Annotated in this window: 14 protein-coding genes; 8 read left to right on the forward strand and 6 right to left on the reverse strand. The window is 74.1% G+C overall.

What is annotated here, in order from left to right; genetic code table 11:
- Positions 1-136 precede the first annotated feature (136 nt).
- Positions 137-1,336, forward strand: a complete 1,200-nt coding sequence (locus tag ACZ7KX_RS02740) for an 8-amino-7-oxononanoate synthase (RefSeq protein WP_470324926.1) — start codon at positions 137-139, stop codon at positions 1,334-1,336.
- Between the two features lie 123 nt (positions 1,337-1,459).
- Here the strand turns inward: ACZ7KX_RS02740 and ACZ7KX_RS02745 are convergent, their stop codons facing one another.
- Positions 1,460-2,110, reverse strand: a complete 651-nt coding sequence (locus ACZ7KX_RS02745; protein ID WP_470324927.1) for a GNAT family N-acetyltransferase — start codon at positions 2,108-2,110, stop codon at positions 1,460-1,462.
- Between the two features lie 42 nt (positions 2,111-2,152).
- Positions 2,153-3,160 (reverse strand): non-homologous end-joining DNA ligase, encoded by a 1,008-nt coding sequence (gene ligD / locus ACZ7KX_RS02750; protein WP_470324928.1) that lies wholly within the window; start codon positions 3,158-3,160, stop codon positions 2,153-2,155.
- A 66-nt stretch (positions 3,161-3,226) separates the two neighbouring features.
- On the opposite strand from ligD, the gene ACZ7KX_RS02755 reads away from it, so the two are divergent.
- A complete protein-coding gene (locus ACZ7KX_RS02755; protein ID WP_470324929.1) occupies positions 3,227-4,288 on the forward strand; it encodes an ATP-dependent DNA ligase in 1,062 nt (353 codons plus the stop codon).
- A gap of 74 nt (positions 4,289-4,362) precedes the next feature.
- Here the strand turns inward: ACZ7KX_RS02755 and ACZ7KX_RS02760 are convergent, their stop codons facing one another.
- Complete coding sequence (locus ACZ7KX_RS02760) at positions 4,363-5,766, reverse strand: serine hydrolase domain-containing protein (RefSeq protein WP_470324930.1); 1,404 nt, start codon at positions 5,764-5,766, stop codon at positions 4,363-4,365.
- 508 nt (positions 5,767-6,274) lie between these two features.
- Between ACZ7KX_RS02760 and tdh the strand changes: the two genes are divergently transcribed.
- Together tdh and ACZ7KX_RS02770 are read left to right on the forward strand one after the other, a co-directional pair.
- Positions 6,275-7,303: an L-threonine 3-dehydrogenase gene (gene tdh / locus ACZ7KX_RS02765; RefSeq protein WP_350525762.1), complete on the forward strand. Its 1,029-nt coding sequence runs from the start codon at positions 6,275-6,277 to the stop codon at positions 7,301-7,303.
- A gap of 30 nt (positions 7,304-7,333) precedes the next feature.
- Positions 7,334-8,527, forward strand: a complete 1,194-nt coding sequence (locus ACZ7KX_RS02770) for a glycine C-acetyltransferase (RefSeq protein WP_470324931.1) — start codon at positions 7,334-7,336, stop codon at positions 8,525-8,527.
- A 286-nt stretch (positions 8,528-8,813) separates the two neighbouring features.
- Here ACZ7KX_RS02770 and ACZ7KX_RS02775 read toward each other — a convergent pair whose 3' ends face one another.
- Positions 8,814-10,436, reverse strand: a complete 1,623-nt coding sequence (locus ACZ7KX_RS02775) for a TolB family protein (RefSeq protein ID WP_470324932.1) — start codon at positions 10,434-10,436, stop codon at positions 8,814-8,816.
- Positions 10,437-10,619: 183 nt separating this feature from the next.
- Positions 10,620-12,074, reverse strand: coding sequence for a TolB family protein (locus ACZ7KX_RS02780; protein ID WP_470324933.1), 1,455 nt, complete (start codon positions 12,072-12,074; stop codon positions 10,620-10,622).
- A gap of 314 nt (positions 12,075-12,388) precedes the next feature.
- Between ACZ7KX_RS02780 and ACZ7KX_RS02785 the strand changes: the two genes are divergently transcribed.
- Positions 12,389-13,300, forward strand: a complete 912-nt coding sequence (locus ACZ7KX_RS02785) for a LysR family transcriptional regulator (RefSeq protein WP_470324934.1) — start codon at positions 12,389-12,391, stop codon at positions 13,298-13,300.
- Positions 13,301-13,469: 169 nt separating this feature from the next.
- Here the strand turns inward: ACZ7KX_RS02785 and ACZ7KX_RS02790 are convergent, their stop codons facing one another.
- Positions 13,470-13,673 carry a hypothetical protein gene (locus ACZ7KX_RS02790; protein ID WP_470324935.1) on the reverse strand — a complete coding sequence of 68 codons (204 nt, stop codon included), beginning with the start codon at positions 13,671-13,673 and terminating at the stop codon, positions 13,470-13,472.
- 115 nt (positions 13,674-13,788) lie between these two features.
- On the opposite strand from ACZ7KX_RS02790, the gene ACZ7KX_RS02795 reads away from it, so the two are divergent.
- The 3 genes from ACZ7KX_RS02795 to ACZ7KX_RS02805 all read left to right on the forward strand — a co-directional run bounded on the left by ACZ7KX_RS02795 (position 13,789) and on the right by ACZ7KX_RS02805 (position 16,698).
- Positions 13,789-14,331 (forward strand): TetR/AcrR family transcriptional regulator, encoded by a 543-nt coding sequence (locus tag ACZ7KX_RS02795; RefSeq protein WP_350525768.1) that lies wholly within the window; start codon positions 13,789-13,791, stop codon positions 14,329-14,331.
- Between the two features lie 181 nt (positions 14,332-14,512).
- Positions 14,513-15,670, forward strand: a complete 1,158-nt coding sequence (locus ACZ7KX_RS02800; RefSeq protein ID WP_470324936.1) for an alpha/beta hydrolase — start codon at positions 14,513-14,515, stop codon at positions 15,668-15,670.
- Positions 15,671-15,744: 74 nt separating this feature from the next.
- Positions 15,745-16,698 carry a Gfo/Idh/MocA family protein gene (locus ACZ7KX_RS02805; RefSeq protein WP_396550795.1) on the forward strand — a complete coding sequence of 318 codons (954 nt, stop codon included), beginning with the start codon at positions 15,745-15,747 and terminating at the stop codon, positions 16,696-16,698.
- The last annotated feature ends 224 nt before the right edge of the window (positions 16,699-16,922 follow it).

Genomic DNA, 16,922 nt, shown 5'->3' on the forward strand with positions numbered 1-16,922 from the left:
ACCCCGGGCAAAGCCCGCCCGCCCGGGGGCGGCCCCCTCGCGCGGCGACCGCCCGGCCCGGCGAGCCGAACACGTGCCGATCATGTGCCGAGCGGCACATTGATCCCGCTTCGGACGGCGTGCGACAGTGCCGGGCATGAGCCAGCCCCTCGCCTCCGAACCGCGTTCCTCCGTTCTCGCCCCCGAGGCCGTCTTCGACTGGCTCGACGAGGCCGCCGCGCTGCGGGCCGACGCCGGGCTGACCCGGACGCTGCGCAGCCGGCCGGCGGAGGACCCGGTGCTGGACCTCGCGGGGAACGACTACCTCGGGCTGACCAGGCACCCGGTGGTGACGCAGACGGCCGCGGAGGCGGCGCTGCGCTGGGGCGGCGGGTCGACGGGCTCGCGGCTGGTGACCGGGACGACCGCGCTGCACACCGAACTGGAGGAGGAGCTGGCCGAGTTCTACGGGGCCGAGGCGGCGCTGGTGTTCTCCTCCGGCTACACCGCCAACCTGGCCGCGCTCACCGCGCTCACCGACCCGGACACCCTGATCGTGTCCGACGCCTACAACCACGCCTCGCTGATCGACGGCTGCCGCCTCTCCCGCTCCGACGTCCACCGCGCCCCGCACAGTGACCCGGCCGCCGTGGCCGAGGTGCTCGCCGCGCGGGCGCAGCGCAGGGCGCTGGTGGTCACCGACTCGGTGTTCTCGGTGGACGGCGACGCCGCCCCGCTGGCCGCGCTGTCCGAGGCCGTCCGCGCACACGGGGCCGCCCTGCTGGTGGACGACGCGCACGGGCTGGGCGTGCTCGGCCCCGGTGGCACCGGCGCCCTCGCCGCCGCCGGGCTCGCCGGGCGGCCGGACACCGTCGCCACCGTGACGCTCTCCAAGTCCCTCGGCTCCCAGGGCGGCGCCGTCCTCGGGCCGCGCCGGGTGATCCGCCACCTCACCGAGACCGCCCGCACCTTCATCTTCGACACCGGCCTCGCCCCGGCCGCCGCCGGCGCCGCCCTCGCCGCCCTGCGGCTGCTGCGCGCCGAACCCGCCCGGGCCGAGCGCGCCCGCGAGGTGGCCCGCACCCTCGCCCGGCAGCTCACCGCCGCCGGCCTGCACGCCTGCGAGCCGGACGCCGCCGTGGTCTCGGTCCGCGCCCCGGGCCCCGAGGCCGCCGTCGCCTGGGCCGCCGACTGCCGCCGCGCAGGCCTTGCCGTCGGCTGCTTCCGCCCCCCGTCCGTCCCGGACGGCATCTCCCGCCTGCGCCTGACCGCCCGCGGTGACCTGACCGACGGGCAGATCGCCGAGGCGGTCCGGATCATCGCAGACCTGGCACCGGCGGGCGCCCGGCGCGAATAGCCGTTCGGCGGGGTGCCCGCCGACGGGCAGGACAGCGGCATGCCGGATCTGCTGTGGGACGGCGTCGCCCGGCTGCCGACTGCGTCCGCGTGCTGTGGGCGGCGGTGGCCGGGTGAACGGGCCCTACGGCAGTCCCGTCACCAGCAGGGCCTCCGCGCCGACCGGGCGGTAGCCGGCGGCCTGGAAGGCGCGGACGCTGGGGGCGTTGCCGGGGGCCTGCTGGGCCCAGACGGTGCCGCCCCCGGGGACGAGGTGGCGGGCGGCGGTGGCGAGGGCGCGGCCGAGGCCGCGGCCCCGGGTGTGCGGGTCGACCTCGACGGCGCACTCCCAGCGGCCGGCCACGCCGCGGCCGAGGATCAGGACGCCGCCGTCGGCCGTGAACACCCGGACGTCCTCGCGGTAGCGCAGGGCCCGCACCACCCGGGGGTGCTCGCGGTCGCGCACCTCCGCCAGCGGCAGCGGCGGCTCGCCCGGCAGACGGTCGGCGGCCGTCAGCAGGTCGATGTTGTTGACGGTGCGCCCGGTGCGCCCGGCGAAGGCGGTCAGGAAGGGCGGGCAGAGCGGCGCGGACAGCGGGTCGCCCGGGGCGGCGGCGACCGCGGCGCGCACCCAGGCCGGGTCCTCGTCCGTGAAGACGACCGTGTGCGCGGCGAAGGCGATCACCCCGGCCTCGCGCGGCGACGGCTGCGGCAGCACCGTGACCGATCCGTCCGGCGGCGGGAACACCCCGCCCGCCGCGTCCGTCAGGATCTCCGCCAGTCCCCGCACACCCACCGGTGCCCCCAACCCCTCGAAGACCGTCAGCGTACGCCGTCCCTACTTCTTGCGGGCCCGGCTCGGCTGGACGCGGGTGGGCTCGCCCGCGGCCTTGGGGTGGTCGGGCGGGTAGGGGAGTTCGCCGAGGCCCTCGTCGTGCAGCTGCTTGTCGTAGAGCTCCAGCAGGCCCTCCAGGCGGAACGCCTGGCCCTCCATCTCCGCGTTGAGGTCGCCGAGTTCGGCGAAGCGGGCGGGGACGGTGCGCAGGTCGAAGTCCTCGGGCGAGGCGTCGTCGACCTCGTCCCAGCGCAGCGGGGTGGAGGCGGTGGCGCGGGGGCGGGCGCGCAGCGAGTAGGCGGAGGCGATGGTGCGGTCGCGGGCCATCTGGTTGTAGTCGACGAAGATCCGCTCGCCGCGCTCCTCCTTCCACCACGCGGTGGTGACCTGCCCCGGCATCCGCTGCTCCAGGACCCGGCCGAGGGCGATCACCGCGTGCCGTCCGTCGGTGAAGGTCCACTCCGGCACCAGCGGCACGTACACGTGCAGGCCGCGCCCGCCGGAGGACTTGGGCCAGCCGCGCAGCCCGTGCTCCTCCAGCAGGGCGCGCAGCTCGTGGGCGACGCGGACGGCGTCGTGGAAGTCGGTGCCGGGCTGCGGGTCGAGGTCGATGCGAAGTTCGTCGACGTGGTCGGTGTCGGAGCGCCGGACCGGCCAGGGGTGGAAGGTGAGGCAGCCCAGGTTGGCGGCCCACAGGACGGCGGCGGGCTCGGTGGGGCAGATCTCGTCGGCGGAGCGGCCGCTGGGGAACTCGATCCGGGCGGTGGGCAGCCAGTCCGGCAGGCCCTTGGGGGCGCGCTTCTGGTAGAAGAACTCGCCGTCGACGCCGTCCGGGAAGCGCTGCAGGGTGGTCGGGCGGTCGCGCAGGCCGCGCAGCACCCCGTCGGCGACGGCGAGGTAGTACTGCGCGACGTCCAGCTTGGTGAAGCCGCGCTCCGGGTAGTACACCTTGTCCGGGTTCGACAGCCGGACGGTGCGCCCGGCGACTTCCAGTTCCACGGCTGAGCCCATGCCCCTCACGCTAAGCGTGCGGGGCCCGGCGCGCGCCCCGAGACCATCGGGGCGAGGATCGGACGCATGGACCTGCCCGTGATGCCGCCGGTGTCGCCGATGCTCGCCAAGTCGGTGGCCGAGATCCCGCCCGGGATGCAGTACGAGGCCAAGTGGGACGGCTTCCGCACCATCGTGTTCCGCGACGGCGCGGAGGTGGAGCTCGGCAGCCGCACCGGCAAGCCGCTGACCAGGTACTTCCCCGAACTGGTCGAGGCCCTGCGGCGTGAGCTGCCGCCGCGCTGCGTGCTGGACGGCGAGGTGGTCATCGCCCGCGACGGCCGGCTGCGCTTCGAGGAGCTGCTGGAGCGCATCCACCCCGCCGCGAGCCGGGTGAAGCTCCTCGCGGAGCGGACCCCGGCCTCCTTCGTCGCCTTCGACCTGCTCGCCCTCGGGGACGACTCCCTGCTGGACGAGCCGCTGTCGGTGCGCCGCCCGGCCCTGGAGGCGGCGCTCGCCGACGCCGCCGACCCGGTGTTCACCGCCCCCGCCGCCACCGACCGGGACCTCGCGCGGACCTGGTTCGCCGAGTACGAGGGCGCCGGGCTGGACGGGGTGGTCGCCAAGCCGCTGGACCAGCCGTACCGGCCGGGGGAGCGGACCATGTACAAGATCAAGCACGAGCGCACCGCCGACTGCGTGGTCGCCGGCTACCGCGAGCACAAGAGCGGCCCGGTGGTCGGCTCCCTCCTGCTCGGCATCTTCGACGCCGACCGCAAGCTCCAGCACGTCGGCGTCTGCGCCGCCTTCTCGATGGCCCGCCGCCGCGAACTCGCCGATGAACTGGCCCCGTTGCGGATGGACGACCTCTCCCGGCACCCGTGGGGCGCCTGGGCGGAGGAGGCCGCGCACGCCGAGGGCCGGCTGCCCGGCGCCGTCAGCCGCTGGACCGGCGGCAAGGACCTGTCCTGGATCGCGCTGCGCCCGGAGCGGGTGGTCGAGGTCGCGTACGACCACATGGAGGGCACGCGGTTCCGGCACACCGCGCAGTTCCGCCGCTGGCGGCCGGACCGCACCCCGGAGAGCTGCACCTACGCGCAGCTGGAGGAGCCGGTGTCGTACGACCTCGGCCAGGTGCTGGGGATCTGACCGATCCCGGCCGGAACGCCGCAGGTCCGACCCGGTCGTTCGGGTCGGACCTGCGGCAGGTGTTCCGGCTCGGCTCAGGAGATGTGCAGCGTGGCGCCGCTGCCGGGCGTGGCCGGCGTCGTACCGGCGGGCGAGGTGGGGGAGCCCGCGCTGCCGGTGGTCGGGGCGGACGCCGACGGCGATCCCGACGAGGGCGGGGTGGGCAGGGTGTAGACGTTGTTCGGCGAGACGATCTGCGTGATCGCCCGCGCGAGGAACGTCGACGGCTCCGAACCGTCGTGCAGGATGTCGGTGTTGAGCAGGAGGACCAGGCTGGCCTGCGCGGGCGGCAGGTAGATCACCACGCTCTCGTACCCGGGCAGCGAGCCGTTGTGGCCGACCCACCCGTGCGTGGTGAACACCCCGAAGCCGTAGCCGAGGTCGGGGGTGCCGACGCTCACGGTCTTCAGCCGCTCCGCCTGGGTGGCGGCGCTGATCAGCGGCACGCCGGTGGCCAGCACCTTCGACCAGGTCTGCAGGTCGGGGAGGTTGGAGATCACGGCGCCGGCCGCCCAGGCCCAGGACGGGTTCCAGTCGGTGGAGTCCTCGACCGCGCCGCTGAGCGTCTGGTTGGTGTAGCCGTGGGCGTGCGGGGTCGGGAAGGCCGCGTCGGTCGGCAGGCTCGTCCGGTCGAGCCCGGCCGGGGTGAACACCTGCTGCTCCAGGAAGTCCTGGAGCGGCTGCCCGCCGACCTTCTCGACGACCAGACCGAGCAGGATCAGGTTGGTGTTGGAGTACTCGAACTTGGCGTTCGGCGCGAAGTTCGCCGGGTGCTTGAACGAGTACGCGAGCAGCTCCTCCGGGGTGAAGGGGCGGTCCGGGTTGTTGAAGAACGCCTGCTGGAAGTCCGGGTCCAGCGTGTAGTTGTACAGGCCGCTGCGCATGTCGCCGAGCTCGCGGATGGTGATGCCGTCGCCGCCGGGCACGCCCGGGATGTACTTGGAGATCGGGTCGTCCAGGCCCACCTTGCCCTGGTCCACCAGCCGCAGGACGCCCGTGGTCGTGAAGGTCTTGGTGACGCTGCCGATCCGCATGTACAGGTCCGGCGACATCGGGGTGTCGGCGACCTTGTCGGCGGTGCCGAACGAGCGCAGGTAGCTGTCGTCGGGGGTGGTGTAGCCGACGATCACCCCAGGGATGTTGACCTCGTTCATCACCTGTTTGATCGCGGCGTCGAGCTGGGCGGCGACGGCGGGGGTGATCGGCACCACGCCTCCGGAGGCGGTCGCGGCGGCGGTGCCGCGCGCTCCGCCGGTGCCGGTCGCGGTCGGGCTGAGCGCGGCCGGTTCGGCGGTGACGGCGGGATCGCCGGCCTGCCGGGCGGGCCCGGGGTCCCCGGAGCAGGCGGAGACGGCCAGCAGCCCGGCGAGGGCCAGGGCGGCGGTCGCGCGGCCGGCGGAGCGGGGAGCGGCCGGGCGCGGCCGTCGGGTCTCGGTCATGTGTCGACGCGCCTCTCTGGGGCGATTCTCTGGGTGGTCCTCCGGGCGGTCCTCCGCGGCGACGGGGCCCGGGCCCGGAGCGCTGCTCCACGGGGCCGCGGGGAAGCGTCGCCACCGTAAGCACCGCACTCGAACGCCCGCGCGTCGGCTGCGGCCGGGCTGGCCCGAACGGACCAAACCCCACCCGAGTGGCGGGGCGGTGGTTTCGCCGGCGCTCAGGCGCTGTCAAGTACCGCGACCCACGCGTCGGTTGGTGTCGTGCGGGGAGCTCCGCGCTCGGCCGGAAGGGTGAGCACCGGCACGCCGCACCCGCCGTCGGCCGCTGCTCGGGCACGATCGTTCAGCCCAGCTGTGGCCGCCGTTAAGAATTCCTCGATGGACCGCACCCCCTCCCACCAGGCAGATTTCTGCCTGCCCGGAGTGCGTCCGTCAGGACCGGCCGAACCGGGCCGCCCCGGCCTGCCCGACCCCCGAAGGCCGTCCCCCCGCACGTCAGGAGCCGCCGCCCGTGAAGGCACTCGTCAAGCAGCAGGCCGAGCCCGGCCTCTGGATGATCGATGTCCCGAAGCCCGAGATCGGCCCCGGCGAGGTGCTGATCAAGGTGCTGCGGACCGGCATCTGCGGCACCGACCTGCACATCCGCAAGTGGGACGGCTGGGCGCAGCAGACCATCCGGACCCCCCTGGTGCTCGGCCACGAGTTCGTCGGCGAGGTCGCCGAGCTCGGCGCCGGCGTCGCGGACATCGCGATCGGCGACCTGGTCAGCGGCGAGGGCCACCTGGTCTGCGGCAAGTGCCGCAACTGCCTGGCCGGCCGTCGTCACCTGTGCCGCAACACCGTCGGCCTGGGCGTCAACCGCGACGGCGCCTTCGCCGAGTACGTGGCGCTGCCAGCCTCCAACGTCTGGGTGCACCGGGTGCCGGTCGACCTGGACGTGGCCGCGATCTTCGACCCGTTCGGCAACGCCGTGCACACCGCGCTGTCCTTCCCGCTGGTCGGCGAGGACGTGCTGGTCACCGGCGCCGGCCCGATCGGCATCATGGCCGCCGCCGTCGCCAAGCACGCCGGCGCCCGCAACGTGATGATCACCGACGTCTCCCCGTACCGCCTCGACCTGGCCCGCGAGGTCGGTGTGACGCTGGCGCTCAACGTCGCCGAGCACACCATCGAGGAGGGCCAGCAGAAGCTCGGCCTGCGCGAGGGCTTCGACGTCGGCCTGGAGATGTCCGGCCGCCCCGAGGCGATGCAGTCGATGATCGCCAACATGACCCACGGCGGGAAGATCGCCATGCTCGGCCTGCCCGCCGAGCAGTTCCCGGTGGACTGGGCCTCGGTCGTCACCTCGATGATCACCATCAAGGGCATCTACGGCCGCGAGATGTTCGAGACCTGGTACGCGATGTCCGTGCTGCTGGAGGGCGGCCTGGACCTCAGCCCGGTGATCACCGGTCGTTACGCCGCCACCGACTTCGAGGCCGCGTTCGACGACGCCGCGAGCGGCAACTGCGGCAAGATCATCCTCGACTGGACCGCCTGAGCCACCCCGCCCACGCAAAAGGAGCCTGTTGTGTTCGACAACGTGCGCGCCGACGTCGCCGCCACCCTCGACGAGATCCGCGAGGCCGGCCTGTTCAAGCCCGAGCGGGTGATCGGCACCCCGCAGAGCGCCGCGGTCACCGTCACCGGCGGCGGCAAGCCGGGCGAGGTGCTGAACTTCTGCGCCAACAACTACCTCGGCCTGGCCGACCACCCCGAGGTGCTGGCCGCCGCCAAGGACGCCCTGGACCGCTGGGGCTACGGCATGGCCTCGGTCCGCTTCATCTGCGGCACCCAGGACGTCCACAAGGAGCTGGAGGACCGCCTCTCGGCGTTCCTCGGCCAGGAGGACACGATCCTCTACTCCTCGTGCTTCGACGCCAACGGCGGTGTCTTCGAGACCCTGCTCGACGCGAACGACGCCGTCATCTCCGACGCGCTGAACCACGCGAGCATCATCGACGGCATCCGGCTCAGCAAGGCCCGCCGCCACCGCTACGCCAACCGCGACATGGCCGACCTGGAGAAGCAGCTCCAGGACACCCAGGACGCCCGCCGCCGCCTGATCGTCACCGACGGCGTCTTCTCGATGGACGGCTACGTCGCTCCGCTGCGGGAGATCTGCGACCTGGCCGACCGCTACGGCGCCATGGTCATGGTGGACGACTCGCACGCCGTCGGTTTCGTCGGCGCGGGCGGCCGCGGCACCCCCGAACTGCACGGCGTGATGGACCGCGTGGACATCATCACCGGCACCCTCGGCAAGGCCCTCGGCGGCGCGTCCGGCGGCTACGTCGCCGCCCGCCGGGAGATCGTCGCCCTGCTGCGCCAGCGCTCCCGCCCGTACCTGTTCTCCAACTCGCTCGCCCCGGTGATCGCGGCCGCCTCGCTGAAGGTGCTCGACCTCGTCGAGCAGTCCAACGAGCTGCGCGAGCGGCTGGCGGCCAACACCGCGCTGTTCCGCACGAAGATGACCGAGGCCGGCTTCGAGATCCTGCCCGGCGACCACCCGATCGCCCCGGTGATGATCGGCGACGCGGCAAAGGCCGGCAAGCTCGCCGAGCTGCTGCTGGAGCGCGGCGTGTACGTGATCGGGTTCTCCTACCCGGTCGTCCCGCACGGCCAGGCCCGGATCCGGGTCCAGCTGTCCGCGGCGCACTCCACCGAGGACGTCGAGCGCGCCGTCGCGGCCTTCGTGGACGCGCGCGCCGCGATGGGCGAGTAGCACCCCGGGGCGGTGCCCGGGTGCGTGCGGCACCCCGGGAGCCGCACCCCTGTGGGCCCGGCAGGGGCCCGCACAGACTGCCCGCGGGCCGGTCCGCTCGGAACCGGACCGGCCCGCGGGCTCATGACAGCCGTGCGGCGGAGGCGCGTCGATGCCTCTCCGCCGCACGGCCCCCAACCACCTGCCCCACCCTCCCGTGACGGGGGCGGGACGCCGGCCAGGCCGCCGTCCCGCCCCCGTTCGCGGTTCCCGGGCCCGGCCCGGGAGGCTCCGTGCTCCGCGGGGGTCAGTCGTCGTCCTGGCCCTGGCCCCGGTCCTGCCCCCGGTCGTCGTCGTCGCCGTGGTGGCCGGAGGTGCGGGCGAAGACCTGAGCGTCCGCGGTCGCCGGGCCGGCGGTGCCGGTGACCAGGTTGCCGCTGGTCGAGCCGAAGACCACGGCGTCGCCCGCGGCGTCCACGAAGGGGTCCGTCGAGGAGCCGTTGCCGAACGAGCCGTCCGGAGCGGTGGCGACCCGCTCGGTGCGGCCGGTGCGCAGGTCCTGGCGGTAGACCTCCCGGCCCGGGTGCTGCGGGCCGGCCACCAGGTTGTCGGCGGCGGAGGAGAAGTAGATCCAGCGGTTGTCGGCGGTGATGCTGCCGTGGTCGGAGGTGCCGACCGAGGTGGTGCCGGGCAGGCCGCCGCTGACCTTCGTCACGGTGCCCTTCCGGAGGTCCCGGACGTACAGCACCAGGTGGTACCGGTGGCCGTTGGTCGACCCGCCGGGCTCGGGCAGGGCGTAGACCGCGCGCCGCCCGTCCGGGCTGATCGTCGCGTCGAAGCTCGCGAAGCCGAGCTTGCCGTCGAGGTCGAGGCTGGCGGCGGAGATGCGGCCGGAGTCCACGTCGTACGCGTAGTAGGCGCCGGTGGTCGGCAGGGCCAGGTTCGGGGCGGTCAGGCCCTCGCGGGCGCTGCGGGGCAGGGCCGGGGCGGTGCCCGGGGCCGGCCCGACGTCGGCGGTGGCCGCCGGTGCGGTGGCGGCCCGGGCCGCGGGGGACTGTCCGGCGGGAACCAGGTTGGACGCGAAGGAGGTGAAGCCGACGGTGCGGCCGTCCGCGCTGATCGTCGGGTTGAGGGACATGCTGTCGCCCGGCTTGCCGTCCACGCCGAGGGAGACCAGGCGGGTCCTGCCCGTCCAGCGGTCGGTGACGTAGATGTTGTGGTCCCAGGTGTACGGCCGGGCGAGCGAGGGGGCGTCGGCCCCCAGGCCGGGGACGCGGTCGGGGACGCGGTCGGGAACGAGGCCGGGGACGAGGTCGGTCCGGGCGGACACGAAGGCGACGTAGCGGCCGTCCGCACTGATCGAGGGCGCGTACGAGGCGTGGAACCGGTCGGTGTCGCCGCTGGTGAGCCCGCCGCTGACCAGCTCGGTGCGGCCGGTCCTGCGGTCACGGACGTACACCTCGGTGCGCCCCTGGACCTGCATGCCCGGCAGCACGTTCTCGGCGTCGCTCTCGAAGGCGACGTAGCGGCCGTCGGCGTTGATCGCGGCGTAGTCGGTGAAGCCGTTCAGTGCCGAGCCGTCGTCGGCCAGGTTGACCCGCTCGGTGCGGCCGGTACGCAGGTCGCGGACGTAGGCGTCGCGGGCGCTCTTCGCGGGCTGCTCCACCAGGTTCGTGGCCCACGAGGTGAACAGGGCGTAGCGGCCGTCGGCGCTGATCCCCTTGCTCTGGGACTGGTTGTCCGGCGCCGCGCCGTTCACCCCGACGCTGACCTGGACGGTGCCGAGCGGCGCGGGCGCGGCCTGGGCCGGGGCGGCGGTCGCGGCCAGCACGGCGGCGGCCGCCAGGAGGCCGGCGGCGCCGGCCGACCGGCGGGTGCGGGTGGTGCGGGTGCCGGAGGCGGTGCGGGTGGTGCGGGTGGTGCCGGACATGGGCGTTGCCCTCCCCTGGGATGCGGCGCTGCGCCGGGCTCCCTCCCGGCGACGGGCTCGGGGAGAGCCAATCGCCGGGAGGGAACGGCGGTCAACGCCCCCGGGTGATCTCGGCGGAAAAGTACGTCAACGGACGTAAACCGCACGGCAGTCAGGCCATCGGGGGCAACGGATCAGGCCATCTCAGAGCAGGCGCCGGAAGACGTCCGCGTTCTGGTTGTCGTCGCCCGGGACGAGGTTGCCGTCGTCGGCGGTGAACAGCAGCGTCGTGCCGAAGGCGTCGACCCTCGGGAAGTAGGACGAGGCGGTGCTCTGCGTGTCGTCCCGGGTGAGGGAGACGCGGTCGGTGCGCCCGGTCCGCGGGTCGTAGCGGAAGATGTCGGTCTGCTCGTTGGTGTCGCCCGGCACCAGGCCATCGGCGTCGGAGGCGAAGAAGACCCGGTCGTCGAGGGTCATCGTGGCGTTGAAGGAGTCCCTGAGGTCGGTGGTGCCGGGCGGCGGGGTGCTGACCTTGGTGACCTTGCCGGTGGCCAGCTCGTGCAGGAAGACGTCCGAGTGCCGGCCGTGCGAGCCGGGGCGGCCGCCCGGCTGGAAGAGGTTGTAGACGACGTACCGGCCGGAGGGGCTGATCTGCCCGTCCGCGCCGCCGCCCTGCAAGGCCCCGCTCTCGTCGAGGCTGGCGCCGGTGATCCTGCCGGTGCGGGCGTCCCACACGTAGTCCGGGTAGGCGCGCAGCCCGGCGAGCCGGGGGCTCGCGCCTGCGGTGGCTGTGCGGGCGGGCGTGCGGGTGGCGTCGGGTTCCTCGGGGGTGCCGGCCGCCGCGGCGTCGGCGGTCGTGGCGTCGGCGGCCGGTGGCGTCTCGGCCGACGGGAGCAGGTTGCCCGCCCGGGAGTTGAACGCGATCCGGCTGCCGTCGGCGCTGATCGTCGGGCTGTAGGAGCTGTTGTCGGCCGGGCTGCCGTCGGCGCCGGTGGAGACCACCTCGGTGGTGTGGGTCCAGCGGTCGGTGACGAAGACGTTGGACTTGCCGCGGCGCACGCCGGGGGCGAGGTCGGTGCGGTCGGAGGAGTAGGTCACGTAGCGCCCGTCCCAGCTGACCGCCGGGTCGTGGGCGCTGCGGGTGCTCTGGTCGTCGCCGGTGCCGGAGGTGCCGTCGGCGGCGGTGACCAGCTCGGTGCGGCCGGTCCACAGGTCCCGGAGGTAGACGTCGCCGGCGTGCTTCGGCAGCCCGGGCAGCAGGTTGGTCGCGGCGGTGGCGAACGCCACGTACCGGCCGTCGCCGCTGATCGCCGCCTCGCCGGTGCCCGCGTCCAGCGAGGCGCCGTCGTCGGTGACGCTGACCCGCTGGAGGTGCCCGTTGCGCAGGTCGCGGACGTAGACGTCGCCGCCGGCGCCCGCGCCGCCGGGCAGCAGGTTGCTCGCCGAGGACGAGAACAGGGCGAGACGGCCGTCGCCGCTCAGACCGAGCGCGAGGGACTCGCGGTCGAGCCCCTCGCCCTCGGGCCCCTCGCTGACCCGGGCGGTGTCGCCCTTGGGCGGCCGGGCCTCGGCGGCGGGCATCGCGGCGCCGACCGCGGTCACGACGGCCAGGACACAGGCGGTGCGGGCCAGTCGGAGACGGGTGCGTGCGGTGGTCATCGATCATCCTCCCCAGATGTCGGCGCCGGGCCCGCTCGACCCCCGCGGCCCGGTCCGGCACGAGCCAAGCGCCGGGCGGCGCCGGTGGTCAACGAACGGAAGCGATCTCGTCCGGAAATACGCCACCGGCTGTACCTCCGGCCGGAAGCGGGCCGTGCGGGCGGTGCCGGTCCGCTGCGCTGGGCGGTGCCGGTCCGCTGCGGTGGTTCGGGGAGGCTGCTCGCTGCGCGCGGCCGCTGCGCCCGGGTCGGTCCGATGTGCCGGGTTCGGTCCGGGGCGCCCGGTCCACTCCGCCGCGCTGGCAGAATTGGCCTGTGATCGACGCACGACGGCTGCGGACCCTGCGGGCCGTGGCGGACCACCGCACCGTGACCGCCGCGGCGGCCGCCCTCTACCTGACCCCCTCCGCGGTCTCCCAGCAGCTGGCCGCCCTGGAGCAGGAGACCGGGCACCACCTGCTCGCCCGCGAGGGCCGCGGCGTGCGGCTGACCGCCGCCGGGGAGATCCTGCTCGGCCACGCCGACGTCGTGCTCGCCCAGCTGGAGCGGGCCGAGGCCGACCTCGCCGCCTACAGCGCGGGCGTCTCCGGGGAGGTCACCGTCGCCTCCTTCGCCACCGGCATCGGGCTGGTGCTCGCCCCCGCCATCGGGCTGCTCGGCGAGCGCGCGCCGGGCGTGCGGCTCAAGGTGCTGGACGCGGAGGGCGACGCCAGCCTGCCGATGGTCCTGGACGGCCGGGCCGACCTCGCGGTGGCCGTCGAGTACCGCGGCGCACCGCGCGCCGACGACGCCCGGCTGACCCGGGTGCCGCTGTACGCCGAGCCCTTCGAGGCCGTCCTGCCGCTCGGCCACCGGCTGGCCGGCGAGTCCGGCCCGCTCGTCGTCGCCGAGCTCGCCGACGAGCCCTGGATCGGCCCCTACCCGGGCAACCCCTGCCACGACGTGGTCCTGCTGGCCTGCGAGAACGCCGGGTTCCAGCCCCGGCTGCTGCACTCCTCCGACGACTTCCGTGCCGTGGTGGCGCTGGCCTCGGCGGGCGCCGGGGTCGCCCTCGTCCCGCGCTCGGCGCTGCGCGGGGTGGACCTCTCCCGGGTGGCGGTCCGCCCGGTGGACAGCGAGCTCGCCACCCGCAGGGTCTTCGCCGCCGTCCGGGCCGGCGCCGACGGGCACCCGCTGATCCGCCCGGTCCTCGACGCCCTCGCCGAGGCGGCCGCCGCGGGCGCGTAGCGCCGGGCCCGCGGGCTGGTGGGACGACGCGGGGGTCGGGAAAGGCCTGTGCGGCTGCTCGGCGTCCCGGGTCGGGCGGCCGCGCCGTGTGCAGGTGGCGTGGCGTCCCGGCGCGGGCGGCCGTGCAGCCGCCGGTCCGTGGGGGCGGTCGGGTGTCCGACCGCCGGGGTCACCAGGTGGTGAGGGTGATCAGCCGGACGGCGGGGGCGGAGACCACCTGCACCGTCCCGGTGCCGGGGATCCGCAGCTTGACGAACCCGCCCTGGAACGACACCAGCGCCCGGGGCACCGAGGAGACCACCCGGCCGTCGCCGTTCATCACCGTGTAGCCGTCGACCAGTTCGACACCGGCCTCGGCCCAGTCCTCGTTCATGCGTCCCCCCGCTGTACGACTGTCCCGGTGAAACGGTACCGATCGGTTCCGTTCTGACGCCGAAAACGGTACCGATCGGTGCCGTTTGGCGTCAAGGCTGGTTAGGATCGGTGGCATGGCAGTCAATGCACGGGCGCGCCTGCTGAACACGGCAGAGTCCCTCTTCTACGCCAACGGGATCCACGCGGTCGGGGTGGAGCGCATCCTGTCCGAGTCCGGTGTCGGCCGGGCGTCCTTCTACCGGCACTTCGCCGGCAAGGAGGCCCTGGTGACGGCGGTCCTGGAGGGCCGTGACGAACGGTTCCGGGCCTGGCTCGCCGAGCGGGTCGCGGCCCACGGCGGCCACCCGCTGCACGTCTTCGACGCGCTCGCCGAACGGTTCGCGGCGCAGGACTACCGCGGCTGCGTCGCGATCAACACGATGACCGAGATCGCCGACCCCGCCAGCCCGGCCCGCGAGATGGCGGCGCTGCACAAGCGGCGCGTCGTCGAACTGGTGGAGCAGCTCATGCGGAACGCCGACATCCCCGAACCGGCCTCCCGCGCCCGGGAGTTCGCGCTGCTGATGGACGGCGCCATCGTCACCGCCCTGCGTGAGGGCACCCCGGACGCCGCCTGGCGCGCCCGCGGCATCGCGGAGTCCCTGCTGGCCGCCTGAGCCGTCGCGGCGACCGCGCTCGCCCCCGGGTTCGGCCGCGGCCTCGACCCCGGGGCCGACCGTGACGGACGGCTGCTCCCAGGAACCTTCCAGGAAGGGGCAACCGAACAGCCGTTCCGAGCCGTCTCCCGTGCGACCGGGCACACGGGCCCGGACGGCACAGAAACCGGGCACGTACGCAATGAACCTGACTGGCACTCCCGTCCTCGTCCTCACCATCGCCTTGTTCGGCGCCTCCCTGGCGCTGGCCATGGCACAGTGGCTGGGCAGAGGACGCATCTTCGGGCCGGCCCGAACGGTGGAGGGGCGGCGCACGCCGCTGCGCGCGCTCTCGTACCTCGGCACGGTGCTGCTCTGTCAGTTCACCGCCGTGGCCTTGGTCTTCATGGTCGTCAACGACGAGAACCAGCTCTACGACAGCTGGGGCGACCTGCTGGGCACCTCCAGCCACGTCCGGTCCGTGCCGGTGCCCCCGAAGGACGAGGGCCTGGCCGGCGCCCCCGGTGGCCCGTCCGGCAGCCCCGCGGCGAAGGTGCCGCAGGCCTTCCACGCGCCCGACTCGGACGCGGTGCCCAGGAACGTGAAGCAGGCCGACCTCAAGGGCAGGCTCTCCGGAGTCGACGGCGAGGTGCTGGTCTGGACGCCGCCGCAGTACGACGACCCGGCCTTCAAGGACAAGACCTTCCCGGTGGTCGAACTGCTCGTCGGGTTCCCCGGGTCCTCCAGCGCCTGGTTCGGCGACGCCATGGAGGCGACGAAGCAGCTCGAACCGCTGATGAAGTCCGGTCAGGTGACGCCGTTCATCCTGGTCGCGCCGCGCGTCACGCTCGGCAAGGCCGACACCGGGTGCGCCGACGTCCCGGGCAAGGTCAACGCCGACACCTGGCTCTCGCGGGACGTCCCGCAGATGATCGTCGACAACTTCCGGGCCGACACCACCGCGGACCGCTGGGCCCTGTCCGGCTACTCGGCCGGTGCCCACTGCGCCCTGCGCCTCGCGCTCTCCCACCCCAACCGCTACCGCGCCGCGATCAGCATGTCCGGCTACAACGACCCGGCGGCCGAGCCGAATTCGCTGACCGCCAAGGACCCGAAGCTGCGCGAGAGCGCCAACCCGCTCAACATCCTCACCCACGCCGCGACCCCGCCGAACGTCGCGCTCTACGTGACCGGCAAGCGGGGCGACGGGCTGGAGGACGCGACCGCCCTCCAGCACGCGGCGAAGAGCCCGACCACCGTCACCCCCTTCGAGACCACCGGGGCGCACCTGACCTCGACCTGGAAGCCGCTGGTCGTCCCGACCTTCACCTGGCTGACCGGCATCATCCCGCCCCGCTGACGGGTTGGTGGAGCACGGGAGCGGGTGCATAGGGTGGTGGGTGACGGTGTCGGCGCGCGTGTGTGGAGAATCCGATGAGTACGACCTCTGTTCCTGACGGCCTGCTTCCGGTGGGGGTCATCGGGCTCGGTGACATCGCGCAGAAGGCCTACCTTCCGGTCCTGACCGCCCTGCCGGGGCTGGACCTGCGCCTGATGACCCGGGACGCGGCGAAGCTGGACCGGATCGGGGACGCGCACCGGATCGCCCCGGAGAAGCGCTTCACCGATCTGGGGGAGCTGATCGGGAGCGGGATCCGGGCGGCGTTCGTCCATGCCGCGACCAGCCAGCACGTGCCGATCGTGGAGCAGTTGCTGACGGCCGGTGTGGACGTGTACGTGGACAAGCCGCTGGACTACACCGTGGACGGCTCGCGCCGGCTGGTCGACCTCGCCGACCGTACGGGCCGCTCGCTGATGGTCGGCTTCAACCGGCGCCACGCGCCCGGCTACGTCCAGGCCAAGGAGCGCCCGCGCGACCTCATCGTGCTGCAGAAGAACCGGGAGGGCCTGCCCGAGGAGGCCCGCACCCTCGTCTACGACGACTTCATCCACGTGGTGGACGTGCTCCGCTTCCTCGCCCCCGGCGAGATCGAGCACGTGGACGTCCGCTCGCGGGTGCGGGACGGCCTGGTGGAGCACGTGGTGCTCACCCTCGCCGGGCAGGGCTTCACCGCGCTGGGGATCATGAACCGGCTCTCCGGCTCGACCGAGGAGGTGCTGGAGGTCTCCGGCGGCGACTCCAAGCGCGAGGTGCACAACCTCGCCGAGGTGATCGACCACCGCGGCCAGCCCACCGTCCGCCGCCGCGGGGACTGGGTGCCGGTCGCCCGGCAGCGCGGCATCGAGCAGTGCGTGCTCGCGTTCCTCGACGCCGTCCGCACCGGCAGGACCCTCGACGCCCACGACGCGCTGCGCACCCACGAGCTGTGCGAGCTGGTCGTCGAGCGCATCGAGTCTTCCTGGGAGTCCGCTGGGAGCGGGCTGTGAGCACGCTGGACTGACCGGCGGTCAAGTCACCCGGGCAGAACCGACAGTTCACCGACGAGGTCTTGTCGGGGCATTTTCTACGCGCGTATCTTGAGGGGCGCCGCGGGGGGCGGCCGTCCGTCCCCTGCTCTGTCTCTACGCGAGTAGCGCGCGCTTCGAGCGCGCCTCCGCCCGGACCGCCGTGCCACCGACCGTGCCGCACGGCGGAGCTAGGAGCCCTGCCC

It is taken from the genome of Kitasatospora sp. NPDC038210 (assembly GCF_055600605.1).